Here is a 26,042-nt window from a genome sequence, read left to right as displayed (position 1 = left end):
TAACATCACTCCAGTCATACAAAACACATACTCAGCGCAAGCGTATCACGCCCAGCCATGTTCGCCTTTGATATGCCTTTGACTCACAGATAAAAACGTGGTCCTGTGAAGCAATTACCTCGCTTGCTAATAGCCCCGAACTCAACTTCAACATAAAACGCTCGCGTTGCAGACTAAAACACTCCTTCCAAAAAAGTCACATCGAAAAACAACTATCCAATTGGTAGTTCACTCACCAACGGGTTGACTTTTCATCTCTTACTAAGGTGGCTGTCCACGTTAATGCACGTTAATACAAGAGTGACTGTCTTGATTAAAGAGATTATGGACTTAAACTTGGAATAATTGGAGTGTCTGTCCACCAAAATACCCAAAACAAAATTGGAGTGCCTGTCCACCAAAACACCTGTCCACCAAAACAAATTAGTGGGGATTTAATCCCACGGATTTTAAGCCTATATCTAGGGTTGCGAATAACCTAATGGCTAATTGCGCACTTTTATTGTCATAAGCGCCATGGATTATGCTGTTATGTAGTTTAGTTGGTGAGTGCTGGTTTTTGTGGGAAACGCGCAATGGCAAATAGCAGAGTCCAAAATCTAAGCCACAACGTTTATTGGACCAACGCTCGATGATCGGTTTAACCTGATTTTCGCACGCCATAGGCTTAAGGTTTGAGTGTATTACGACCAAATGATACTTCGATTTCATCGCTAAACTGGCGCCGATTTGCTGACATATAGTGTGAATGGAGTGGCTTAATAACGCTTCAGTTTCAATTGAGCCATGACCAATACAAACCAAAGTGACATCGGTCTGTAATATCGCATTATGCAAGTCACCTGTTGCTATCAAATGGCGGCTGAATCTTGCTTTTCGCATAGCGGATTCCATTTCACCATCTTGGATCGGAGAATGGTTTTGATTAACACAATTCACCTTGCGAGAGTCCATATCGACAACAATAACTTTATGACCATTGTTGGCAAATGATAGGCTCAATAGTGTGCCCGTTAAGCCCAAGCCAACGACGCTTAGATTTTCAAGTTGTTGTTTAATTTTATCGTTGTTGGGTATGGTTTCTGTGTTGTTGAATCCTACCCAATCTTTGCTTGTTTGCTGATACTCTGTTTTCATAACACGCTCTCAATCATACATTTCACGGAGTAAATTGAGTAACAGCATTATTCATTCCAAATTTTAAAAGTTAAAATAAAACAATAGGTTAAGGGGATTTGATGGTTCTGTGCGTAATAAAGATGACGCATTTTAAAGACACCGGATAAGGTTTTTATGCGAATTAACTGCGCCTTTTTGCTGAACATTTGATCCAGATCAGTACTCGCAATTACAAGCTAACTATACTGCTTCACAGTAAAACAAAAACGGTGTTTTACTTTCAGATGGGGAAATTATCATGTTAGAACTGCTGTTTAACGATCCGGTTGCTTGGGGGGCACTATTAGGGCTTGGTATTGTGGTGGCTATTTGTGCCTATTACTTATATTTGTTCGTTTATAACGCAAATCACGATTTATGATAACTAAAATTTGTTGTGCGTCGCTAATCACCGACAACTACAACGAATGTAAATTACGTGGTGATTATTTTATGAATGGCATATCGAGAAAACTTAAGCCCATTCATTATTAGAACGTCGGTTATTATCCTCAGAACGCTTGCTGTTTTGCTTTAAGGCTTCTGATTGTCAATAACTAAATCACAAATGCAGTCTTTAGCCTTAACCTTTATATCAACTGCTCAGAGTCAACCTTAAAGCTTCCCATCACTATGTTTCAGTGACGAATTTTCAAGTAATACTAACAATGCGCCGCGGCCTCCCCATTCAAGAGGGGCCTGATGAAATCCTGTTACCGCCGGATGCTGAATTAACCAATTTGGTACGGCTTTTTTAAGCACATTTCCACCCACACCATGGACGATACACACACAATCCACATGTTGCTTTTGAGCGGCGACAATCAACGCCGCTATTTCCAGTTTAGCTTGTTCTTTATTCAATCCATGCAAATCAAGGATTAACTCGGGGGCATATTCACCGCGTCGCAATTGCTTTACTTGGTAACTTTCAACCCCTGGTTTGACATATTTTAGTGGTCCAGCATCAGGAAAGTGAGCTTCGAATCCATCGGAAAAATGAAAAGAAGCCGATGCTCTTTTCAGTTCCTTGTCAGCTTGATGTTTTTTTAAGGTGTTTGCTGTTTTTCCCTTGCTGGATTTCCGTGGAGGCGTTATTTTGTCCTGCTTGATTGGCTTTACATCGCGGAACAGCGTTTTAAACAGTGTATCGTCAGGATCCTGAGGGGGCGATTTTAATAAAGTCTTCAATTTCATGGTTAGCTTTAGTTAACGTAAAATGGACAGGCAATCAATTATAAAGCCTAGTAGAATACGCGTAATTCACCCCAAGAGCCACTTTAGTAAAAGTTGAATAGGTTATTATGACGACCATAGAATCCATTGACATGGACAGCACCGCCACCGAACTTCATACGCTACTTGATATTGTACGTTGGTCGATGAGTCAGTTTAATCAAGCGAATTTATATTATGGCCACGGCACTGACAATGCCTGGCAAGAAGCACTCAGCTTGGCGACACAGGTGTTGCATTTGCCGCAGGATCTTTCATCGAAAGACTCTCAGCTGCTTTTTAATGCGCGGCTAACAACGAGTGAGAAAACGACCATTTTAGCATTGGTCAAAAGAAGGGTCGTTGAACGTTTACCCATTGCATATCTAACTAATCAGGCTTGGTTTTGTGATCTACCATTTTATGTAGATGAGAGAGTATTAGTACCTCGTTCACCTTTTGCAGAACTTATTCAAGCCAGTTTCGCCGATTGGATAGTCGCTGAACCCAGTTCTATATTAGATCTTTGTACAGGAAGTGGTTGTATTGCGATTGCGTTGGCTTACCAATTCGAATCAGCTCAAATTGATGCAGTTGATATCAGCGATGATGCATTAGCGGTTGCCGATATCAATATCCAACAGCATGATTTGAGTGATCGCGTGTTTCCGATTAAATCTGATTTGATGCAAGCCCTAGAGGGTCAAAAGTACGACCTGATAGTGAGTAATCCGCCTTATGTTGATGAAGAGGATATGGCCGATTTACCTGATGAATTTCATCATGAACCCGAGTTAGGTTTGGCCGCAGGTGACGATGGATTGGATTTAGTCGATGTGATCTTACGACAAGCGCCAGATTTTCTAACTGAAAACGGCTGGTTGTTTGTTGAAGTGGGCAACAGTCAAATGCATGTTGAGCATAAATATCCTGATTTACCGCTACAGTGGATCGATTTCCAGCATGGTGGCCATGGCGTATTTGCAGTAAACAAAATGCAACTAAGCTCGTATTGGGCAAACCATCGTTAGACAACCTTATTTGCAAAATTAGGATAGAAAATAAAATGGCAGGAAATACGTTCGGCAAATTGTTTACAGTCACGACATTTGGAGAGAGTCACGGTATTGCAATCGGTGGTGTTGTCGATGGCTGTCCACCTAATTTGGAGCTTAGCGAGGCCGATTTGCAAGGTGATTTGGATCGCAGGAAGCCTGGCACTTCAAAGTTTACTACCGCAAGACGAGAAGATGACGAAGTGCAAATTTTGTCAGGCGTTTTTGAAGGTAAAACAACCGGCACCAGTATTGGTTTACTGATTAAAAATAAAGACCAGCGCAGTCAGGACTATTCTAAAATTAAAGAGACGTTTCGTCCTGGTCATGCAGATTATACTTACCAACAAAAATATGGCTTACGTGACTATCGAGGGGGAGGACGCTCTTCTGCCCGTGAAACCGCTATTCGCGTAGCCGCAGGTGGTATAGCTAAAAAATACCTTAAGCAAATACACAATATTGAGATCCATGGGTATTTGTCGCAACTAGGTCCCATCAAAATAGAATCAGTTGATCATAGTGTGACTAACACCAATGCTTTCTTCTGTCCTGATGTTTCCAAACTTGACGCGCTTGAAGCTTACATGCGTGACTTGAAGAAACAAGGGGACTCTATTGGCGCAAAAGTGTCGGTTGTGGCGACTAATATGCCCGTTGGCTTGGGCGAACCCATTTTTGATCGCTTAGATGCTGATTTGGCGTTGGCCATGATGGGGATCAATGCTGTTAAAGGTGTGGAAGTGGGTGACGGTTTTGCAGTGGTTGAGCAAAAAGGTAGTGAGCATCGCGATGCAATGACCCCTGAAGGCTTTACCAGTAATCGTTCTGGTGGCGTGTTGGGCGGGATATCTACAGGCCAAGATTTGGTTGTGCATATGGCACTCAAACCTACGTCTAGTATCAGTATTCCCGGTCAAACTATTGATATAAAAGGAAACAGTGCCGAAGTGATTACCAAAGGCCGTCACGATCCTTGTGTCGGTATCCGCGCTGTTCCAATTGCAGAAGCGATGATGGCGATTGTGCTAATGGATCATTTGTTACGCCATCGTGGTCAGAACGCGGGAGTAAGTTCTGTTACTCCTATCATTCCGGGGCAGGCGTAAGCCTGCCGTTAAAATATTGGCCTTGCTCTCGCAAAAACCGCAATCGAACCTCAATTTACTGCTAATCAGTCTGACATATCTGCTGTATTTCGGGCAGCTAGGTGTATTGGTTCCCTATCTAGGCGTATTTTTAGATGGAAGAGGATTTACCTCCGAGCAAATTGGAGAATTATTCGCGCTGATCACAGTGGCGCGTATCCTTGGGCCAAATTTGTGGGCCTCGATGGCAGACAAATCGGGCAAGGGGCTTGGGATACTGCGATTAGGCAGTCTGCTCACATTTGGCACATTTTGTTTGGTATTTGTGGTTGACAGCTTTTGGGGATTAACCCTTGGGTTTGCGTTAATGATGATGTTTTGGACTGCCATCTTACCGCAACTCGAAGTATTAACCCTTAATTGTGTTGATAGTGATGCCACCCGCTATAGCCGTATTCGCTTATGGGGTAGTATCGGGTTCATCATCTTGACTGTTATTGCCGGTAAAGCCATTGATATGTTCTCCAGCGAGGCGCCTATCTATGTGAGTGCGGGCGTACTTGCAGTGCTTTTCATTTCTACCTTGTTGATCAACGAACCTCAAGCCAAACCTGCAAAAGATAAGAACACAGGTTCAATTTGGCATAAGGCAAAAACTCCAACCTTTTTAATGTTTATTTTGTCAGCGATTTTACTACAAGTCAGTTTTGGCACTTACTACGGTTTTTTTGCCTTGTATGCACGTGACTTGGGTTACAGTGGACAAGCAACTGGATTCTTTATTGGCCTGGGCGTTGCTGCTGAAATCGTGATTTTTTTATTGGCTGGACGCTTGATAAGTATATTTGGCATTAAGTGGATACTGGTTATAAGCATCTTTCTTACTGCACTTAGATGGTTATTACTGGGTACAGTAGCTGAGTTTTTATGGGTGATCATTATCTCTCAACTGCTGCATGCGTTTAGCTTTGGGATGACCCATGCTGCGTCCGTTAAGTTTATCCATCATTACTTCGGCAAGGCATTTCAAAGTCGTGGACAGGCACTCTATATTAGTATTGGTTTTGGTGTCGGTGGTGCCATTGGTAATTATATCTCTGGTCAACTTTGGCTGCAGGGAGCGGGATCTCAACAAGCATTCCTGTTTTCGGCCGTGATAGCTTTGATATCAATGCTGAGCTTGTTATTGGTGCGCTCTAAAAACATGTCAGCTAGTGCTTAACAATTGAGTGGCTAATTGGCAGGTAAAATTAATCTACAATTTTAATCATCACGTAATACTATAGACAGAATTATTGTAACGAGGAAATGGTGACAAGTTTGAGAAGTTGCACGTTAACGTACGTTATTTTTGCCCTTTTATTGCCCAATAGCCATAGTGTATTGGCGCAAGGCACTAAAAATATCTCCAGTTTAATGCGTTTTGAGCCCTTGGCTAAATTGGGTCTGTCTTCAGATATGGAGATAAGAGGTGCTCATGTGGGCGACAATGTACTTGAAAAAGTCTCTAAGTTGGCAGAAAAAGGCGGAGAAGTGCAGTACATTTCCGGTGGAAATCGCAGCAACAAAGTGAATCTGGAGTATGCTCAGCCCTACTTAGACTCAACACTAATACAGAACCTTGAAATACGATTTGATAAAGATCACGGCTTTATTAACGAAATAGATCTGACTTACACCATTGCCAGTCGCTACTTAGATATTTTACCTGTGTATCAAAAAACCATTATTCAAGCGGTTGAAAAATATGGTGAACCGCTTAGCTTTGAGCAAGTACAACAAGTCGTAAAAAACAATTCATCAAAACCAACTTTGACCGACTTTATTAACAACATTAATACTGTGCCAACACTAAAATCCCGTGTAAGGGCGTTTTTTGAATACAAAAAAGTCACATCGAAAACCCATTTCATTCGAGATGAAAACAATCGAGCATTATTGCTCACTGGCTTCAAACAGTGTTATTTCTGGACGCTAAAACAGTATACAGAAGTACTTACACTATGCTCTTTCCAACCGTCTAGTGGCAATATGAAAGGACAGGGGATCACCTTGTCGTTAGTCGATTTTGCAGTGTCAAAAACGATAGAAGACTATCAAGTTGGCGAGGCCAATATCGATATTGAGCTTTAATCCGTTACGAGTTTAAGCGCTTACTAAACGAGCGCTAATTGCTCTAGTACCACCGAACATGAATCGGATTGCCGAATTATATGCGGTCAATTAACTAAGTTTCTACAATACTTATCCGGCTCATCAAGAATAAAACTTCCGTTCAATCCACAGCACACTCATCAGCGCTAAAAACAACAGCCATATCGGTAATTTAGACAGAGCTTGTGTTTGGGATTTGGGTATTAAGGTGATTTGTTGCTTTGCTTGTGCAAGCGTGGCCTGGTGTTTTCGTTGCTGCTGCCATGCTTGCCAGTGCCGCTGACTATAGCTATATAAGCTCAGTTTATCTGTGCCCTTGTCGTCAGACACACGCAACTCATACCAGGCGTTTTGCAATGGCCAAAAGCGACTGCACATTTTACCCTTATCAAATAGCTCAGCAGAGAGCTTTAGTGGTATTTTTTGTTGGGCTGGGTTGATGTAATGACTGTGTATGTCTGTATCAACATTTGCAATAGCGCATACCTTCTGCGCATGATTAGTCAGACTAATCTCATTATCTTGTGGTGAGAGCCAATATGGCAGACTTTGCGCAGGTGCAATGTTGTATATTAGGCGTTGCCAAAATTGGCTGTAAAAGGTCTCCTCGCCACTTAGCTGCCATTCATAGCTATGACTGATTAAACTTACCGCAACTTGGCCTAGTCCCTTTTTCTGGCTAACAATCATAGGGGCATTTTCTTGGTTCCAAACCAGTATGTCGAACTTGTCACCTGCCTTGGGTACCTTGATTTGAGCTGCTAGATAGGGGATGGCTTTTTCACTTTGTATGCCTTGTCCTGCCATTTTTGAGCTAGTTTGAACAGCGCGGCCCTCATCAGCTCGCACGTCAAAATCAAGCCAAGCACCAACGCTATCCTCAGAACCCGATGACCTAAATAAACCCGTTTCTGCAGCAGCATTCATTAACTGCCTGTCAGCCATCAACAGCAGGCCAGCGCCTTGTTCAACGTGCTGTTGTAATTTTTGTTGCTGGGCCGATGATAAGCTTAACCAAGCGCGACCATCCATTATGATCACATCGCTTTGCACCCAATCCGCCTGGCTCGACGGATTATTTTGATGAAGGCTATCTGAGGTCTCAGGATCAGACGATGTATTGACATACTGAGTAATGAATTTGGATTGACTTATTTGTGTCACTATCGTCATGGCAGTATCAAAAGCCGTCGCCCAGTTTTTGAAATGCCGGGTTTCGAAAGAAGGGGCTGATTGGTAAATTGCCACGCTAGGCGGTGTCGGTTGCGACACCTGAAACGCTAGTGGCTCGCGGCTAATAAGCTGATTGGATTGAGCGTCTGTTAACACCAAATTATAGATCCAACGACCGCTCGCTTTGGCAATAAAGCTAAATTTAAAGGGCGCGTTTGCCGTTAATGTTTGACTACTAAGCACGGCGCCAGCAGGATCGACTAATGACAGATTGACCAGACCTTGGTTTGCATCAGACAATTGTAATTTGCCGCTCACCTGCTGCCGTTGCCCAATTGCTAACTGATTATGCCATTTCATATCTATCAGCCCAGCGCGGATTTCGCTGGGGATAAATGCTATTGCCACCGGTTGTTGAAACTTAGACCTTGCGAGGGCTTGTAAGTCCCGCAATTGTGACCCGTTTAATCCATCGCCCATGATGGTCAGTTTTTGCAAGTCATCTAAAGCGATTACGAGCTGCTCAGGCTGGTTAATGACGTGCCAATTGTCAGGTAATCTTAGCTTTTGAGTATGGTGTTTGGATGACAATGCAGCACTGAGTACAAATGTCTTTGTGTCGCCAGAGTGGTTTGCCAACACGTGTTCTATGTTCGTTCCACTAGTCAGTAAAGTCGCAGCGACAATTTTACTGCGAGTGCGATCAATCTCACTGACTAGCAATACAATACACCCAAATACCAAAAGGTTGAGTAGCCCTATCGAAACTCGCCGAGCTGCGCGTTTATCCGCTAAACGCTTAAACACATGCTGTGTTGTCCAAATAAAGCAGACCAATAACAACACTGCAAATGCCCAACGAAGCCAAACTGCCAAATCTGGTAAAAACGTGATTTCTACGCCAGCAAAGATATTCATTGTTGCTGACCTTTTTGTGTGGCGATTGTGCGCAAATATGTTTCGTATTCATGCACATCTGTCCGTGATGGCGAATAGTTCAAGCGGATCTGTGCAGGCGCGGCAATGGGGGCGGGCAATTGTCGCCACAATTCAGCATACAAATCAACCAGGCAATCTCGGCAGTCTGTAATGAGGAGACTTTGCTGTTGCTGGATTTGCTGTAATGAGGTGACGTAATGCATCATTGCGGGGCGTGTTTGCGCTTGCTTAATATAGTATTGTTTAACGCGTTCAATCTGTTGCAGGGATCCCTTGGTCAATTCCCCAGAAAATTGAAGTTCGTTGCCCGCTTGTCCCAATAAATATAATAATGCGCGAAAATCATCGAGTAGTGGATCTGTCGGAGTCGGTTTTTGCTGTTGCTGGTAATCTAAAACGTCGCTCAAGTCCCCCTGATAACGGCGCTTTTCAGAAACCGGTGGTGGTTCAAATCCTAGACGCTTTACGAACACTCGCTCTGCTTTTCGGGCTTGTTCAAGATACACCAATGCTTTTTGCTCATAGGGAAGGGCACGTTCCGGTGCCGATAGCATCAGATGCAGTTCGGCGTCCCACATATGGGCTATCGCTTGTTTCATTAAGGCTTGAGGGCTCTGGGCTCCCATCACGCCGACATCAGTATCTTCGTGATTATGTCCGTATTGAGTAATAACCTGCTGATAACCAGATTTATCGGCGACCTGTTGATTAGCGTGCTGCGGCTCGTGATCATGGTGATCCTCTGCATGTGAATTGCTACTGGTAGTGCCTGCAGCCAATTGCGGTGAATCATCAATCACAGCATCGGGATCATCATTGTGGTCGCCATCTTTGATGTGGATTTCAGGCATTTCTGGACCCGCTTCCATTTGATGACCGCCACGACCATCGTCAAACTCGTCGCCTAAATACTGACCATACTTGAGTTTGAGATCACTTTGCGAGTAGCCCAAAGAACGAGATGTTTGTGAGAACTCGTGTTCAGTGAGTAAATCTTTATCGGCAATCAGTTGTTGAGTTTCAATGATGATCTGCCGCTGACTTTTAAAATAATCGGGCATAAAATCAATGAGGACCCCGTCACTGCTAATGGCGTGTCGGTCGTCGTCAAGCCATCGAAAAATCTTTGTTTGAGAGCGACTCATTTGTGGAGTGGGCTGTTTATTATCCCAAGCTCTAACGGTGAAATAAAGCTCATCACCAGGCTCCATTTCTAGTTCACTCGCTAACCAAGACTTTTCTAACTGTAATATCTGTCCTTGTTGCTCAAACGAATCGAATTCGAAGATGTGATCACGAAATTTGACGGCTTCACCTGTGCCTTTAGCAACAGACGCAAGAATATCCACCTTCGATATAGCAAAATCGTCACTGACCTGTGCTGTTGCGACAAAGAGTGGTGTTGAGAATTTACTAAACTCTGTGATTGTGGGTTTAGGCGACAGCACGCGTACCTGCGGTGCTTGGTCACGGGTGACAGCAATGGTGTGCAATTTAGTCAGTGAGCTGGATTGATCATTAATGCTATATACCTGTGATTGGGTGACCGTTTGGCTGATTTGATACAGCTTCCCCTGTTGATGTTCAAAAGCATGTTGGCTGTTGTCTGTAAATTTCAACCATAGCTCTTCAGCAACATCGGTAGTGGATATCTGCCAGGTGACTGTCGAGCCGCTCAGTATGTTTAAATCTAAACTGGATTGGACTGTTTCTTGACGCTGAGTATAACTTGGTGGAGTTATGGTTACCGCGATATTGGTTATGCTCGGTGCAGCGCTACTCTTGGACGTGACCTGTGGCTTAACATTTACGTCATGCCAGAGTAATGGTTGCAAGGCCCGCAGAATTAGCCAGAGCCCTACAACTAACGCGCAAGCCCACAGGCTTTGCTTTGTTTGATAATGCGGTATCAAATCATGATGTTGTTGCTTGATAAGCGCACTTAGTGCCCGCCCGACTTTTTGACTTTGCAGCGAGTGCAAAATACTCGATCTTGAGTCTTGGACTAACAACTGCGCGCTATGTTCTAGCTGTGGAAATTGAATGTTCAGAAACGCCAGATAATTTTCCCGATCAAATGCTCGCCAACGCTCGCTATTGAATAGCCAAAGTAAACACATCAGCACTGTTGAACCGGCGACTAAGCCACTCATGAACCACGAATCAGTCAGTAAGTGAGAAGCAGCAAAAGCGCTCAGGGCGATAGCAATGCTGCGCCAAGTGAAAAAAACAAGGTATTGGCGTCGAGCACGAAGTACTAAGCCATCAATTTTGGCTAATAATGAATTTGTCAGACTCATACTTGTGGCTCCGAAACCTTAGGCGTATTTGCTGCGCCAAATTTTTCGCTGTACCAACGTTCTAAACAGAACAGCAATATTAACAGCATGCTTAAATACGGCAGCAAAGGCGCACCCTCAGCCGGCGCTGTTAACTGAGCCATATCAATGTCTTTTTTACCCTCATAGGCTGTTTCACTGATTTGTGCCAAGCTTAATTTAACGTGGACAGGCATGCTTAAAGGGAATTTTTCTAATAGCATTTGTGACAGCAATACCGGAAATTCAGCGGTTTTAACGGACTCGTTTATGCGTGCAATCTCAGGTGCACTGGCGACTTGTTCGAGTCTGCTTGGTAATTTAATTGTCCAGTCTGCGTCATTGCTGAGTGGGTTCGGAGGCGCTATCGACCAATCAATCATTAACTCAGGTGCGGCGACATTTTGTAACAGTGATAGTGCGTGTTGCCAATAGGGTAAATATTGGGAATCCGCTGCTGCTTGTATCACTACACTAATTGATTGTTGTTCACTGCTGCTTATCGGGGTTGGCAGGATCTCCCAATGATATTGGGCTTGCAAAGCCGGTTTAGCCCCCAGATATTCCAGAGCTGAATCGGTGGCATAAATGGTGACTTTATTCGCATTCTCAAATCGCCATGTTTGAGCTTGCAGTTGCGCCCACAAGTTTGACGCTAGATTGGCGGGAGCAACCTCTGTCCATTGATGAATTTGCTGTGCGCTTATCCAGCGCGGCTGTGGTGCCAATAATAGCGCTGAACTTCCTGCTAACGCATCAGCTAACCCATGGCGTTGTGTTTCATTAGCTTGAGACAACCAGTGTGCAGATACGGCAATCTGATTTGATTGTTGTGGATTATCGCTGTCTTTTGCTAGCCTCCCATCGGCCAATATCAGTGCTAACACGCCTAACATGCTCAGTCTGAGTAATAATAGCACCCGTTGACGCAGTTGCAGATGAGTCACCGGTTGTTGTTTGGCTAACGGCAATAACTGAGTGTGGGCAATTTTAATTAGCTGCCCTTTACTGTTGCTCAACAAGTGGATCAGCAGCGGGATCGCCATCGCTATCAATGTCATGAACAACAACGACAGGGATAGTGACATGCTCAATCCAAGTGCCGATCCTAGCCAATCAATCATGCTCGACCCTCGTTTGCGGTAGTCATATCCTTAAGCCAGTTTTTGTCGAGCACGCAGAAAATCCAATAAAGTGCTATCCATAGGGCGGTCAATATTGGCACGCAACAACTGAATATGGCTTGCAGTTAATGTGTTTTCCAACTCTAGGTTGAAGCTGTCGCGCGCAGACAAATAGTCTTTTTTGGCGTGCTGGGCCCACAAGAGCGTCTGCTTTTGTGATTCTAAGTCTTCGAAACGAATCTGACCTTTATACGGAAAATCAATTTCATCATCACATTCCAACTGTACGGCAATGACATCTGTTTTGCGGTTGGATAGACCACTGATAAAGGATACCAATTCTTGATTATGTTGATAAAAATCACTGGCGACGATTACAAGTCCTTGGCTTCGCACACTGGCAATATGGGCTCGTAAAGACTCAATATCAGGAAATTGGCCACCACTTGAGATATTGTGCAAATTTACCAGTAATCGACGCCAGTGGCGTTGTCCGGTATTCGCTGGCAAATAGGATACCGCTTGACTAGAGGCACTTAACAGCCCAACAGCGTCACCTTGATGTTGGGCTAAATAGGCGATGGTGGCGAGTAAACTTTTAGCATACTGCAGTTTATTCCAACCGCCTTGCTGCTTGGTTTTTTGGGATATTTGCAACATGGATGCACTCGCATCAAGGATCAGCCAGACCCGAATGTCACTCTCACGTTGTGCTTCGGAGACAAAGTATTTATCCGAACGAGCAAACAACTTCCAATCAATCTGCGCTAAAGGATCGCCAGGCTCATAGCTGCGATATTGATTGAACTCGACCCCAGTTCCTCGTTGTTGACTGGCATGTAAGCCATGCAGAAAGCCATGCGCGAGGGTCTTTGCAACCAGCGGCAAATCTTTAATGCGAGATAAGGTGATAGGATCAAGTAAGGATTGCATCAGGGCATTTTAAATCACAGTGGGCTGGTTGGTTTGGGTACATCTGCCAATAACGCCGAGATAATATCGTCTGTGGTTTTACCTTGCGCTTCGGCTTGGAAATTCAACAAAATACGATGTCGTAAGACCGGATGAACGATCGCCTGTATATCGTCAAGGGTAATGGCAAAACGACCGTCAAGTAAGGCATTGGCTTTGGCACACAGTACCAGAGCCTGTCCAGCTCGCGGGCCTGCACCCCACTGCACAAACTCTTGTACTTGGGCACATTGTTGCGATTGCTGGTCATTTTGGGGTTCTGTTGCCGGTCGAGTTTGTCGAACCAACTCAGTAATGTACAGAAGTAGCGGGTCTGACACAGTTACTTCTCTTACCAAAGATTGCAACATTAAGATCTCTTCCCCTTGCAGTACTTGCATGAGGTTAGTGGTCAAGGAGCCAGTGGTGCGCCTGAGGATCTCTGCTTCTTCATGTTGGTCAGGGTAGCTTACCTGCACAAACATTAAAAAGCGGTCCAGTTGCGCTTCGGGAAGGGGGTAGGTGCCAGCCTGCTCTACTGGATTTTGCGTAGCCAAAACAAAAAACGGCTTCGGTAATGCGTAGTGTTTACCGCCATAACTGATGGTTCGTTCTTGCATTGCTTCAAGCAACGCCGCTTGTGTTTTTGGTGGCGTGCGGTTAATTTCATCGGCCAACAAAATATGGGTAAATACAGGCCCTTTTTGAAATTTAAAGAAGCGGTCTCCACTGTCGTGGTCGGTTTCCAGAATTTCGGTACCGATAATGTCACTAGGCATCAAATCAGGCGTAAATTGCACACGTTTAAAATCCAATGCCAAGGTGTCTGCTAACGTGCTTACCATCAAAGTTTTTGCTAAACCGGGTACGCCCTCTAACAGGCAGTGTCCACCGGCTAAGATGCTGATCAGTAATTGACGAATTACCTGATGTTGACCAACAATCACTTTGCCAACTTCTTCTCCAACTTTACTCAGCGTTGCTAGCGTGTCTGCCAGTTGTTGTTCGCTAATGTTATGCAAAAATTATTTCCTCTAGGCTGTCAAAGTTCATGCCGTCATGGCGTAAACCACTATATTTACTGCGAATTTGGTATTGTCGACTTTGAGCCAACGTTTATTTCGAAAATCATAATCCCATTCGCAACCCAAGTCTTTATTGCTGTAAAGCACGCCAATACGGCCATCTATCTCGATTGCTTTAAGGTACTCATGAACTAAATCATCACCCCAGCCATTTAACTCACCCGAGGTGCGAGGCGGGCCATCAAATTCAAAGAAACAAGAGTAAATAGGGTGGTCATTAGGAATTTTCTGAAGTGCGTCATCACCAAATATATCGGCCATTTGCGCCTCAAAAGAAGTGGCAAACATGCCGTCAATATCATGATTACAGTCATCCACAAACACAAAGCCACCGTTCTCAACGTAGCGTTGAAAATGCTCCCGCTCTTGCTGGGTAAATTGCACTAAACGATGTCCAGCCATGTAACAAAAGGGAGCAGTCAACATGGCGGGGTCAGATAGAGGCACCACACGTTCCCGAATATCCACTCGCAAGCTGGTGTATTCAATCAAAGAATTCAGGACATTGGCAGGCATTCTCTCATCCACCTCCCAATTGCCAGACTCATAAGCAAGGCGAGTGAAATAGAAGTCGTATTTAGGATCACCCAATGCCAATGCAATGCCAGGGAGCATTGCCGCAGATGCCAGTGCACTGGAAGATTTTATAAAAGCGCGTCTGTTCACATTGGGTTCCGGTGTCGCGATAGTTTTGCAGCAAGGCTATTGTTAGCCTTGCTGCAGGTTACCATTAGACCGCGTCAGATAAACTACTAAAGGTGAAGTCTCTGATCTTCATTGGCGGGATCATATTGCCATCGATACGTTGGGGTTTACCCAAGGCTTCAATGTTATTGAGCATGATGATCGGGCTTTCATTGAAGCGGAAATTCTTGATTGGATACTTAATTTTTCCATCTTCAATATAGAAGGTACCGTCGCGGGTTAAACCAGTGTACAACAGGGTTTGTGGGTCTAATGAGCGAATATACCAAAGGCGCGTTACCAAAATGCCGCGACGGGTATTTTTGATCATGTCTTCCAACGACTCAGACCCGCCGGTCATGATCAAGTTGCCGCCTCTGGGGATATATTCCGTCTTGGTCTTCTTAGCCCAGTAGGGGCTATTGAACATATTAGTGATCACACCGTTTTTGACCCAATCAGTGCGCTTTCTAGGGTAACCATCCCATGAAAATGGCGCTGTAGGCGCGGTGGGGTCTTGCGGGTCAGAGTAAATATTGACCCGTTCATCGAACATTTTCTCACCCAGTTTATTGGTTGGGCCTTCTTCACCATCTTTGACTTTCTTACTTAAAAAGCTGCGTCCCTCATCAGCACTACGCTGATCAAAGTTACGCGCCATGTTTTCAAGCAAGGTGACGCTCGCCGCAGGCTCCAAAATCACCGTGTACTTTCCCGGCTCCAACTCTTTGCCATCTACCGAGCCCATGGCTTTTTGAATGGCGATTTGTGACGCTTTAGCGGTATCGAGTTGCGACACGTCGGTGTAATTGCGCGTGACCCAACCCGAGCCTTTGCCATCTTCGGTGCGAATGGTCACCGAAAAATCGACATTAGTAGAGGTATTGTAAGCGAACAGGCCTTTGCTATTCATAATAGCAGTAAAGGTTTCCTCATCTTCGAGAAAGCCGGAGGCAACCAATTTGTTCTTTTTCGACGGAACAATACTGGCCTCTGCTGCGGCAGCTCTATCTGCAGGCGTTACCTTGGCAGTATTGGGCGAATGCGTTTTTGATTCAAGATAGCTTTGCTTACCAAACAACGGCATGTATTCTTCGTTCTCTGGTGCTAGCTTCGCCAGCTCTTCCGAGCGACGGACCACTTTTTCCAGTGAAACATCATCAAATTCGTTAATGGTCGCTACGCCGGTGCGTTTACCAAAGGTGGACTGTACGAACAGTTCCACATCGCTTTCTTCGCCAGCAGTGGAAACGGTGTTTCTAGCATAGCGAATATTGCCAGCGGTTTTACCTTCTAGGCCAACAGCACATTCATCGGCCTTTGAGAACGCCAATACCTTGGTCAATAATTTCTTAGCAGTGTCTTGGGATATCATAGTCATGATTTTGATCTTCCTTCCAATTCTTTACTGATCACACGTTGCGCGCAGTGTTGATAACGTTAATGTTGTTAAAACGTGTGGTTGAACAGCCGTGTGATACGGCGCTGACCTGCGATGGTTGACCTTTTCCATCGAAGAAAGATCCCCCTAAGCGATAGTCGGATTTACCCGCAGTTTGCACGCAGTTGTTCCAGAACTCTTGGGTGTTTGATTGATAAGCGACATCCTCGATTTGATCAACAATTTTGCCATCTTTAATCTCATAAAACAGTTGGCCACCAAATTGGAAATTATACCGTTGTTGATCGATTGAAAACGATCCGCGGCCTGCGATGTAGATGCCTTTTTCAACATCTTTGATCACATCTTCTGCCGAGATATCTTTTTTATTGGGTCTTAAGGATACATTCGGCATCCGCTGAAATTGCACGTCGCGCCAGCTTTGAGAATAGCTGCAACCGTGAGATTCGTTTTGATCAATCATATGCACTTGGTCGCGAGTGGCTTGATAGTTGACTAAAATGCCATCTTTGATCAGATCCCATTCTTTGGTTTTGACGCCTTCATCGTCGTATCCGACATTGCCTAATGAGTAAGGTTGGGTCTTGTCGGCAAACAAGTTCACCATGTCAGAGCCATATTGGAATTTACCGCTGCGCCATTTATCTAACGTAGCGAAACTGGTACCAGCGTAATTCGCTTCATAGCCAAGTACACGGTCAAGCTCCAAAGGATGCCCAACTGATTCGTGGATAGTTAACATTAAGTGCGCAGGATCTAGCACCAAGTCATATTTGCCTGGCTCAACGGACTTAGCGGCTAATTTGGCTTTGAGCTGTTTGCCTGCTGCCGCCGCGTCTTCGACAATATCGTAGGAGTTCTTATAACCGACATTGGCACCTTGGATGCGTATTTTATCCTCTTCAAGGCCGTCTAAATACTCAAAGCCCATGCCCACTGGATTACCAAGGCCTTGACGTTGTTTGAAACCATTTTCGCCAATCGCGGTGGCATAGAACGGGGCCCACAGGCGGTGAACATCTTGATCGATATAGGAGCCTTCGGTAGAAGCGAAATATTTTTGTTCATTGACTACGAATAAGATTGAGGTGATGTAATTAGCCCCATTTTCCATCGCTGCGCTGTTGGCGCTCAGTAACAAATCGACTTTGTCTTTGATTGGTACTTGCATGGCATTTTTCTTGATTGGTGTGTTCCAACTGACCTCGCCTGTGCCTTTAACCGGTGCCAGTTTCACTGGGCTGGTTTGGAATTTAGAATTGGCCATCGCCACTTCGACTGCTTTTTCAGCTGTTTTGGCAACGCTATCTGGCGTCATATTTGAGGTGGATGCAAAGCCCCAAGTGCCGTTGGCGATAACTCTCACCCCGATACCTGCGGATTCGGTGTTGACGATGTTGTCGACTCGCGTCTCCCGAGTCGTCACAAATTGATTTAAATAACGGCCTATGCGGGCATCAGCGTAAGTTGCGCCTTTTGCTTTAGCAGCATTGAGGGCAATGTCAGCAAGCTTCTTTTTGTAAGCCACGTCCATAGGTTTGTCTAGCAGTTGTTCAGCTGAGACTGCGATGCCGGAAATGGGCAACATCAGTGAGCCAACACCGACTCCACCTAACTTAATAAAATCACGTCTTTGCATTTGTTCTTCCTCGGATTTAGGGACTAGTTCCAACTTGTACTAATTCGAAAGGTGGATCAAGACTCGTGAAACATCTTGTACCAATTTAGCAGTATCAATGTTAATCCACCATTTGAGTGAATATGGTGGATTTAGTCAATGTAAACCAACGCTCTAAATCGTAGATTCAACCATTGCACTCTATTTTATTAGGCTTAGTAAAGACTATTAATCAGTATGGATCAATTAAGACAGCGACCGCTAGGGCGACTTTAATGGGTGTTAGTCATGGCAAATATTTAGTCAGCGGTCCGATTAAGCAGTAACTCGGCATTTTGTTGGTCAATTTTAAAGTCAAATTGGCGCAACAAATTCATTCCCAGTAAACCGTCTGCATAACTGAATTCGGGCATATCTAATACGACCACCGCGATATCATCGAGTCGAAAACCGCCTAGAAACACCTGCTTGAGTTGAAACAGTGGTGCGGTTACTTGCCCACCTGCGGTATTGACCTTAAAAGAGCCTATGTATTGGCGTTGATAAGTGTTTGGCAAAGAACTGAACGTTTTCCCGGTGATCACCGTGGTGGAAGCACCCGTATCAATCATGAGGTTTAAGGTACGACGTCCTAACTTAAGGGGCGCAATAAAATGATCGCCAAGTGGTGTTAACGCGACTGCTCGTTCATATTGCAGTAATTTTTCAGGCTGCGGATCATTACTGCTCAATTTCGTTGCTGAACTTTGTGCCGCGAAAATTTGACGTATTTTAGTTGCTTCAATGTCATGTTGTGACAGCGATGCCAATACATTTTCCATTAGAAACTCTTGCCGTTGTCTTGCATATGACTCAGCCAGCGCGAGAATAATCGACTTACGATTCGGATCGAATTGCCACAAAGGCTCTAAAAACGTCGCCAGCACATCCCATGCACGGATAGATTTAAGCTTCTCAATATTGTCGTTGGTTAAATTGGTAATGGTCAGCAACACTTCACCGCGCTGCTGGGTATTGAGTGGCAGATCAAGCAAGGAATAGTAGTGGGCCAGAACTTGGTCGACATTGCTGGTGGCTTTTATCAAATAAGCCTCAAGTAATAAGTACTCGATATTTTGAGGTTGCGCTCGTAATTGTTGTTGGATCGCTTGACGGGCAATGCCGAATTCGCCCGCGGCAATCTGTTGCTTTATACGAAATATCGCCCGCGCAGTAGCAATGTCTATTTGCTCAGAATCTTGCTCCTTCTCCTCACTACCCGATATTGCCCGATTTGTGGAATGCGAGTATGCAGTGCGCTGGCTATCGTCATGATTTTCAGTATTATTCAATAAGTCACTGACTGAAAGGGGAATTAATCTGGGGCGGTTGGGCTGTTCAAGTCGCTGCCATAACATCAGGTTAACCGAAATTGAGATGCTCAAAAACACCAGTAGGCAGCATATCAGCCATTTCATGTTAGCCTCCACTTGACGTTTTAATTGTTAATGTCATTGGCTCAGCGCCACAATCATCCTTATCCAACGAAGCGCGACAGTAGGGTTGGGCAAATTCCTTGGGCATGCGTTTGGGTTTGCCCGTTGATAATGCAATGCACACGAAATCGGTTCTAGCGGTGAGCATAGTGCGTTGGTCAGAGCGACGAATATACTGAAATTGGCGCGACAATTTTAGTCGAGAATCGCATTCGATTATCCAAGTAGCACACAGAAGTTCGTCTCCAAGTATTGCCGCTGCGTGATAATCAATCACGTGTTTACTAATTGCCATCCCTCGGTCTAATTGTTGATAGGTTTTAATATCAAGCCCCAAAGCATTGGAATGCGACCAAGCCACTTTTTCTAATTGCGCCACATAGGCAACGTTATTGACATGATTGTAATGATCAATGTGGTCGGCGGTGATTTGCCATTGCACAATATGTGGATCTGGCAATAACCATGGCAATTCAAGGTCAATAGACATAGCTAATCGATTTCCGGCAGTGGGTTTTCATCATTTTGCGCAAACAAGCCCTCCATGAGCTGCCTTTCTCGGGTCACAATGGGGCCAATGAAATCATCCACATTGCCCAGTCGTTTAAACGATTTGTAACCTGTTTCTAAGAAACTATGCAGGCTTTCAACTCCCGCTACTTTGGCTGGTTTACGCGATAACATCAACAATGCGGAGATGCCCTTAATTTTCACTACATCAGCGAGATCTTCGCCTAAGCCTTCCAGCAACCTTAATTGTTGTTCACGCTGTGCTCTATTGTCACACAAGCGATAGGCCTGCGCGTAGGTCTCTCGAGTGACGGGTTTTCCCACCAAATGTTCGGTTAAGTTTAAATCCATCTCGTGGGAGAGGCTATTTAATTGCAGTGCAGCCTCTAAAGACTGCAAGGCTTGGTTAGGTAAGAGTTTCGCCATTTTGGGTACGACTCGGGCGATTTCTTGATCCCGTTGACTAAAGTCTTTGGGCCCGTACAACTCATCAATAAAAAACTCCATCGCTGGTCGGAATCGCTTGCTCTGCCATAAATCTTGATAAGTGGCCAATAGACGCTTGGTTTGCCAATCTTGCAAAACTCGTAATGCGTCAACCAAGCCTAATGCCTGGGTTTTATGATGTAGTTTCTCAGCGTGTTGCAGGTGAGAAATAATCAGTTCAAGTGTGCTTGGCATGGTTTTCTATTCTCTCAACGTTATGGTGTCAAAGACACTGGCATCGATCCAGCCGCGATTTTTATCACCTGCAAGCGGGACAATGTCTTTAGAATTAATAAAATGTTCACGAAACTCGGAGCCGTCGTTATCACAGTAGGCCAACATAAAACCCAGTTTTTTATCTTTATGCAGGGTGACAGGAACCGCATCTTTATCATCTTTGAAACTGTCATCATATACGCGGATAGCCAGCTCCCATATCATATCGTAAGGTGGATTGGATTGTCGCTGCCAGCGACTGGTCACGTGGCTGTTATATAATTTGGCCGTTTTGTCGGTGGATAAGTCTACTACCTGGTTGTCGAGCGAAACGTGATAGGCAAAGGCATTAAAGTTGTATTGATGATCACCACCTGATGCATCTTCATCAATAAATACTTCTAAACAATCATCACTCCAATAGCCCTCTACAGGATTCGGATTGTTGTCGTACAAGATATTATCGGTGATTTTAGCTTGCAGATAGATCGCCTGACTATCCCATAATAGTCTATATTGCCCCGTAAAATCGGCAGGGTCGAGCTGACCACCAATAATGACCTGATTCAACGGCAACCATTTGGCTTGTTGCCATTGCTTATCCTGATTTAAGCCATCAATTAATGGCGGTGATGCGGTGTGGGATACGTCAATGGCCTGTGCTGTGATGCTCAACATTGACAGTAACGCTAAGTATATCCTTGGCATAGACGCTCCTTCATATCGAATGGGAGTAATAATTAACACAGCGATCTGTTCAAGACGGCTTATTTGTTTAATTTCACTGGAGTTCTTTATTCTTGATTTTCAAATCAGACTGTATAGCTTGTCTTAAACCTGATTTTTAAACAACTCTTGCAATCGATTTTGTTGAATTTCCCGATCAAAGTTGAGTTACCCCCTAGTAGCTAGTTACAATGCGCTTCCTTGTTTTTGTGGTTCGAGGCGCTTTAGTGCATCAATATCAAGATCTCATCAAATTGTTTGATCAATGCTTTGCTCAATCCGAGAATACGCGATTGGTGAAAGGCGATGGTGAGCCAGTTTATCTTCCCGCTAAAGGCAACGAATGCCATCAGGTGGTGTTTGCCCACGGTTACTATGCCAGTGCGCTGCACGAGATTGCCCATTGGTGTATAGCAGGCAAAGCCAGGCGCCAATTAGAAGATTACGGTTATTGGTATTGTCCTGACGGTAGAAATGCGCAGCAGCAAGCCGAGTTTGAGTTGGTTGAAGTGAAACCCCAAGCTATCGAGTGTGCGTTCAGTGAGGCCGCGGGGTTTGCCTTTAAAGTCAGTACAGATAATCTGGATGGTGTGGAGCCGGATCGCATTGCTTTTGAAACTCGTGTGCGCAACCAATTAGCGGAGTATCAAAAAAGCGGTTTCCCAGCCAGAGCCGCCCAGTTTATAGAGGCTTTAAGGCAGTTTTATGGCAGCCAAGAGTGCGCTCACAGCGCTGCCTTGCAGGTTGCAATGTGAGAGCATTTAAATTAGGACTAATCATCAATCCATTCGCTGGTATTGGTGGAGCACTGGCGCTAAAGGGCAGTGATGGAAAAGAAATTCGTGAAAAAGCCTTGGCGATGGGCGCCCAGAAAAAAGCCAATGCTAAGTCGCGTCTAGCCTTACAGCAAATCGATCAATCTGCGGGGGAAATTACTATTTTTACCGCATCCGCAGAGATGGGCGAAGACGTCAGTGTGAGTCTAGGATTTACCACTCATGTCGTGTATCACCCCAACGACAGCCAAACTGAAGCAGTCGATAGCATGCAAGCAGCAAAGGCGTTGATGGCTGAAAAGGTCGATCTGATCCTATTTGCAGGCGGAGATGGCACGGCGCGTAATATCTATGACGTGGTCGGTGATAAAATCCCCGTCTTAGGGATACCCGCTGGCTGTAAAATTCATTCGGGCGTTTATGCCATTACACCAAAATCAGCGGGGCGTGTGGTGAATATGCTGGTGGCAGGGGAGATCGTCAGTCTAAATGAAGCGGAAGTGAAAGACATCGACGAACAACGTTTTCGCGAAGGAAAAGTACACGCTAAATATTATGGAGAGATGCGCGTACCCACTGAGTTACGCTATGTTCAGGCGGTAAAAATGGGCGGTAAGGAATCGCAAGAAATGGTGCTGGCAGATATCGCTGCTTACGTGATTGAGATCATGCAAGAGCATCCACAAACCGTGTTTATAATGGGGTCAGGTTCAACGGTTGACGCCATCATGCAAGAACTTGGATTGCCTAACACACTGTTGGGAGTGGATTTGGTGCTGGATCAGCAATTGCTGTGTCAAGATGCCACTGAACAGGACATTCTGCGCCACATTGCGGACCATGAAGCCAAATTAGTGATTACGTTGATTGGGGGCCAAGGACATGTATTTGGTCGAGGAAATCAGCAGCTTAGCCCGGAAGTTATCACCAAAGTCGGGCGTGAAAATATCATTTTGGTTGCCACCAAAACAAAATTACAAGGCTTACAAGGCCGACCACTGATCAGTGACTGCGGAGACAGTCAATTAGATAGTTCTTTGGCAGGCCTTATGTCGGTTATCACAGGTTATAAAGATCAGGTGTTATATCCACTTAACAGTGAAGAGGTAAATTAATTCGTGCACGCAAATGAATTCGAGCAAAGTGTAGAGCAGATTGAGAACAAATTGGATCAAACCGTAGAGTGGGGCAGTGATGATGAATTGTTTATCTCCAGCTATTTACACGGCCATGTTTCACTGGCGGTGAGTCATGCTGAACTTTCCCAGCAAAAAACTTTAAAACAATTGGATGCCCTAGTCTCAACAAGTCTACAAGATGCCTTTGCCAATAATGAATTAGAGCTTGTCGATCAACAAAAAGTCACGCGCTTATGGTCACAGTTAATAGACCAAGCCAGCAACGACACGATAAACAACGCCAGTTAAATCTCAGACGTGTTGCACACGCCTTGCTTTTGCCGTTAATCGGTTAATGTTTGCCGCTTTTGACGATAGCTTGTCCCGTTAGGGCAACAAAACCTAGCAAGGTAAATGGAAATTACCGGTTTCTGTCGACACACACACTCCTTACGCTCATTAATGGATTGCGAAAGTATGATTGGCTTGGTTTTTGCAAAACTTTCGCAAAGTCAGTTAATTTACGCTGTTTTTTACAAACCATTAAATTGAGTTCAGGTAGTAATTCCTCTATCGGCTCAGGCGAAAGTGTCTCGGAACAGCAAGGAGTGGTATTGAAAATGCCCAAGTATTTTAGGTTAGAACTATTGGCAGTGCCTGCTTTAATCGTGGCGCTAAATGGCTGCTCATCCTTGTATTCTGAAACGCCGTTACAAACCTCAGAGCAACCGGAGCTGGAAATACCGGCTTTGGGGAATGTGGAGTACCACACTTCTCAATTGGCAAACGAACTTTTCTCTATGATCAGAGCGGATCGTGATTATCGATATGCGGTAGTGAATTTTGTGCCAGTGACATCGTTGAAATATAACCGTAACCATCAACATCCACTGATGCTGTTGGGGCACCAATTATCAGATGGCTTGATCACTGAGGCCAATCGCCGCGGATTTATCACTCAAGACTATAAGATTACAAACGATATATTAATAACCGGTGATGCTGAATATGCAATCAGTCGTGACGTTTCTAGATTAGCGCCATTGCAAAATGTGGATTTTTATATCGCAGGTACTATTACTGAACAACAGGAAGGAGCAATCGTGAATGCGCGCATTGTTCATGTAGAAAGCAAAGATGTTGTGGCCTCGGCGACAAAATTTTTTCCAGCAGAGTTGTTTTGGCAGCGAGAAAAAGTGACCACTCGAGGTGGCATGATTTATCGCACAGATACATAAAGAGGTGTCCTTCGTGACTAAGCTATTGGTTCCAACTTTATTGACTATTTTATTAACAGGGTGCGCTAACTCATCGCTGTTTAGCGGCTGGGGAGAAGAGCAAGCCCCCAGAAACAGTCAACAACACAGCGCACCTAAGATGCAAGTTGTTAATGTCATGGCCGATCCAAATGCACCGGCAATAGACTACTCGCAAGCTCAGCAACAAGCCTCAGCAAATTTGTATGGCAATGCGCCTGCCGATGCGCTTTATGGCAACGGTTCGAGTACCAATGCTCGCATGGTGACCAAACATGTGGGGGATTATGTACAGAATATGACCCAAGATTTGATTGCTAATATGGAATACCTCACTGACAAAACTCCGGTGGGCGTGACCAATTTTGCATTGATCGACAGTGACTTGCAGAGAACTAATTTACTTGGTTACCAATTATCTGAGTCGTTTATTCACGAATTACATAAATTCCGCATTCCGGTGATTGACTTCAAAGCAACTAACTATATTCGCGTCACTGAGCACGGTGATTATTTGCTGACGCGCGACTTTTTAGAGTTAACTGAAAAAGCGCCGATTGAATACATTCTGACTGGCACCTTAACCAAACATCAAGGTGGGTACTTGGTCAATGCACGGATCCTCGGGCTGAAATCCAAAGCTGTTGTTGCCACCGCCCAAATGTTGATGCCATTTTACGTGGTAGATGCGCTGTTACCGAGTGAACACAGCATGGTTGATGGTGTGAAACTCACACAAGGGGAGTGAGTAATAACATGAAACACATAGCGGCTTTGATAGCAATTCTAACCGTTCTAACACTGTTAGGAGGATGTGCAAATAGTGGACTTTCTATGTCCAAGTGGTTTTCTGCGCCAGGGGAGTCTGAGCCGGATATGCAGCCTTCAACTGAACCTGAAACTGACATTGATTCTGGCGCTCAATATCGTGAAGAATTGAAAAAGCGTATCGCGCAGCGAAAAGTGAATAGTGCGAGCCGTTCAGAGGTGATTGTATATCGACCACCTAATCGCTTGTATCAACCCGACTTCAGTCACAAGTCCCTTGCGGATTATGCCGAGCAATTGACTATGGATTTGGTCAAAAACGGACGCATGCTAAATACGCAAAGCCGAGTTGGCATTGCCTCTTTTGTCACCCTTGATCACCATTTGCAATATGCCGGCGCGCTGGGAAATCAGTTAGCTGAGTTACTTATCACCGAAGTACAAAGCTTTGGCGTGCCTGTGGTGGATTTCAAAATGACCGATAAGATTGCCGTTGGCGTTGCGGGCGATATGGTGTTTAGTCGTGACGCCAGACGTCTGGCGGCAGGGCAGAACATTGATTACGTACTATCGGGTACCTTGATTGAAAATGAAAAGGGCGTCAGAGTTAATGCCAGAGTCGTCGCAATGGAAAGCAAAGTGGTGGTTTCCAGTGCCACTTTATTAATTCCTCATTTTGTCGTGCAGGCGTTGCAACCAAGGTTCATCGCCGTTGGCGAGTAGCCTTAAGTCAATTTAGTTAATTGC

The 26,042-nt window shown here is 44.8% G+C and carries 25 protein-coding genes; 11 read left to right on the top strand and 14 right to left on the bottom strand.

Annotated elements, in window-relative coordinates:
* Positions 1-423 precede the first annotated feature (423 nt).
* Entirely contained in the window at positions 424-1,137 is a 714-nt protein-coding gene (locus ABD036_RS14290; protein ID WP_343861056.1) for a Rossmann-fold NAD(P)-binding domain-containing protein, read from the bottom strand.
* 280 nt (positions 1,138-1,417) lie between these two features.
* Here ABD036_RS14290 and ABD036_RS14285 point away from each other — a divergent pair, with 280 nt between their 5' ends.
* Complete coding sequence (locus tag ABD036_RS14285; protein WP_343861054.1) at positions 1,418-1,540, top strand: hypothetical protein; 123 nt, start codon at positions 1,418-1,420, stop codon at positions 1,538-1,540.
* A 233-nt stretch (positions 1,541-1,773) separates the two neighbouring features.
* Here the strand turns inward: ABD036_RS14285 and smrB are convergent, their stop codons facing one another.
* Positions 1,774-2,355 carry an endonuclease SmrB gene (gene smrB, locus ABD036_RS14280; RefSeq protein ID WP_343861052.1) on the bottom strand — a complete coding sequence of 194 codons (582 nt, stop codon included), beginning with the start codon at positions 2,353-2,355 and terminating at the stop codon, positions 1,774-1,776.
* Between the two features lie 107 nt (positions 2,356-2,462).
* On the opposite strand from smrB, the gene prmB reads away from it, so the two are divergent.
* From prmB to ABD036_RS14260, 4 genes are all read left to right on the top strand, one after another.
* A complete protein-coding gene (prmB, locus tag ABD036_RS14275) occupies positions 2,463-3,404 on the top strand; it encodes a 50S ribosomal protein L3 N(5)-glutamine methyltransferase (RefSeq protein ID WP_343861050.1) in 942 nt (313 codons plus the stop codon).
* 35 nt (positions 3,405-3,439) lie between these two features.
* Positions 3,440-4,537: a chorismate synthase gene (gene aroC / locus ABD036_RS14270; protein WP_343861048.1), complete on the top strand. Its 1,098-nt coding sequence runs from the start codon at positions 3,440-3,442 to the stop codon at positions 4,535-4,537.
* Between the two features lie 22 nt (positions 4,538-4,559).
* The gene (locus ABD036_RS14265) at positions 4,560-5,738 is read left to right on the top strand and encodes an MFS transporter (protein ID WP_343861046.1); all 1,179 of its coding nucleotides are present in this window, start codon (positions 4,560-4,562) and stop codon (positions 5,736-5,738) included.
* Between the two features lie 98 nt (positions 5,739-5,836).
* The gene (locus ABD036_RS14260) at positions 5,837-6,649 is read left to right on the top strand and encodes a hypothetical protein (RefSeq protein WP_343861044.1); all 813 of its coding nucleotides are present in this window, start codon (positions 5,837-5,839) and stop codon (positions 6,647-6,649) included.
* A gap of 123 nt (positions 6,650-6,772) precedes the next feature.
* Here ABD036_RS14260 and ABD036_RS14255 read toward each other — a convergent pair whose 3' ends face one another.
* The 12 genes from ABD036_RS14255 to ABD036_RS14200 all read right to left on the bottom strand — a co-directional run bounded on the left by ABD036_RS14255 (position 6,773) and on the right by ABD036_RS14200 (position 21,359).
* The gene (locus tag ABD036_RS14255; protein ID WP_343861042.1) at positions 6,773-8,761 is read right to left on the bottom strand and encodes a hypothetical protein; all 1,989 of its coding nucleotides are present in this window, start codon (positions 8,759-8,761) and stop codon (positions 6,773-6,775) included.
* Complete coding sequence (locus ABD036_RS14250) at positions 8,758-11,082, bottom strand: hypothetical protein (RefSeq protein ID WP_343861040.1); 2,325 nt, start codon at positions 11,080-11,082, stop codon at positions 8,758-8,760. The genes ABD036_RS14255 and ABD036_RS14250 overlap by 4 nt, the downstream gene beginning before the upstream one ends.
* Entirely contained in the window at positions 11,079-12,224 is a 1,146-nt protein-coding gene (locus ABD036_RS14245; protein ID WP_343861038.1) for a BatA domain-containing protein, read from the bottom strand. The genes ABD036_RS14250 and ABD036_RS14245 overlap by 4 nt, the downstream gene beginning before the upstream one ends.
* Positions 12,225-12,254: 30 nt before the next feature.
* A complete protein-coding gene (locus tag ABD036_RS14240) occupies positions 12,255-13,157 on the bottom strand; it encodes a DUF58 domain-containing protein (protein WP_343861036.1) in 903 nt (300 codons plus the stop codon).
* A 14-nt stretch (positions 13,158-13,171) separates the two neighbouring features.
* Positions 13,172-14,197 (bottom strand): AAA family ATPase, encoded by a 1,026-nt coding sequence (locus ABD036_RS14235; RefSeq protein WP_343861034.1) that lies wholly within the window; start codon positions 14,195-14,197, stop codon positions 13,172-13,174.
* Between the two features lie 27 nt (positions 14,198-14,224).
* A complete protein-coding gene (locus tag ABD036_RS14230; protein WP_343861071.1) occupies positions 14,225-14,875 on the bottom strand; it encodes a DUF4159 domain-containing protein in 651 nt (216 codons plus the stop codon).
* A gap of 115 nt (positions 14,876-14,990) precedes the next feature.
* Entirely contained in the window at positions 14,991-16,325 is a 1,335-nt protein-coding gene (locus ABD036_RS14225) for a TldD/PmbA family protein (RefSeq protein WP_343861032.1), read from the bottom strand.
* A 31-nt stretch (positions 16,326-16,356) separates the two neighbouring features.
* Positions 16,357-17,985 (bottom strand): TldD/PmbA family protein, encoded by a 1,629-nt coding sequence (locus ABD036_RS14220; RefSeq protein WP_343861030.1) that lies wholly within the window; start codon positions 17,983-17,985, stop codon positions 16,357-16,359.
* A gap of 278 nt (positions 17,986-18,263) precedes the next feature.
* Positions 18,264-19,421, bottom strand: coding sequence for a retropepsin-like aspartic protease family protein (locus ABD036_RS14215; RefSeq protein ID WP_343861028.1), 1,158 nt, complete (start codon positions 19,419-19,421; stop codon positions 18,264-18,266).
* Between the two features lies 1 nt (position 19,422).
* Positions 19,423-19,929: an acyl-CoA thioesterase gene (locus ABD036_RS14210; protein WP_343861026.1), complete on the bottom strand. Its 507-nt coding sequence runs from the start codon at positions 19,927-19,929 to the stop codon at positions 19,423-19,425.
* 2 nt (positions 19,930-19,931) lie between these two features.
* Complete coding sequence (locus tag ABD036_RS14205) at positions 19,932-20,630, bottom strand: FFLEELY motif protein (protein WP_343861024.1); 699 nt, start codon at positions 20,628-20,630, stop codon at positions 19,932-19,934.
* 6 nt (positions 20,631-20,636) lie between these two features.
* Positions 20,637-21,359: a sugar-binding protein gene (locus tag ABD036_RS14200; protein WP_343861022.1), complete on the bottom strand. Its 723-nt coding sequence runs from the start codon at positions 21,357-21,359 to the stop codon at positions 20,637-20,639.
* Between the two features lie 209 nt (positions 21,360-21,568).
* Between ABD036_RS14200 and ABD036_RS14195 the strand changes: the two genes are divergently transcribed.
* The 6 genes from ABD036_RS14195 (at position 21,569) to ABD036_RS14170 (ending at position 26,018) form a co-directional block, all read left to right on the top strand.
* Positions 21,569-22,132: an elongation factor P hydroxylase gene (locus ABD036_RS14195; RefSeq protein ID WP_343861020.1), complete on the top strand. Its 564-nt coding sequence runs from the start codon at positions 21,569-21,571 to the stop codon at positions 22,130-22,132.
* Complete coding sequence (locus tag ABD036_RS14190) at positions 22,129-23,268, top strand: ATP-NAD kinase family protein (protein WP_343861018.1); 1,140 nt, start codon at positions 22,129-22,131, stop codon at positions 23,266-23,268. The genes ABD036_RS14195 and ABD036_RS14190 overlap by 4 nt, the downstream gene beginning before the upstream one ends.
* A gap of 3 nt (positions 23,269-23,271) precedes the next feature.
* On the top strand, positions 23,272-23,580 hold the full coding sequence (locus ABD036_RS14185; RefSeq protein ID WP_343861016.1) for a YfcL family protein: 309 nt from the start codon (positions 23,272-23,274) through the stop codon (positions 23,578-23,580).
* A 311-nt stretch (positions 23,581-23,891) separates the two neighbouring features.
* On the top strand, positions 23,892-24,509 hold the full coding sequence (locus tag ABD036_RS14180) for a FlgO family outer membrane protein (RefSeq protein WP_343861014.1): 618 nt from the start codon (positions 23,892-23,894) through the stop codon (positions 24,507-24,509).
* 13 nt (positions 24,510-24,522) lie between these two features.
* Positions 24,523-25,275, top strand: coding sequence for a FlgO family outer membrane protein (locus ABD036_RS14175; RefSeq protein WP_343861012.1), 753 nt, complete (start codon positions 24,523-24,525; stop codon positions 25,273-25,275).
* Positions 25,276-25,361: 86 nt separating this feature from the next.
* On the top strand, positions 25,362-26,018 hold the full coding sequence (locus ABD036_RS14170; protein WP_343861010.1) for a FlgO family outer membrane protein: 657 nt from the start codon (positions 25,362-25,364) through the stop codon (positions 26,016-26,018).
* Positions 26,019-26,042: the final 24 nt, after the last annotated feature.

Source organism: Aliiglaciecola litoralis, from assembly GCF_039523355.1.
Lineage (GTDB): Bacteria > Pseudomonadota > Gammaproteobacteria > Enterobacterales > Alteromonadaceae > Aliiglaciecola > Aliiglaciecola litoralis.
The sequence above is the reverse complement of the archived record's forward strand: the minus strand, read 5'-3'. Positions and strand labels throughout refer to the sequence as shown.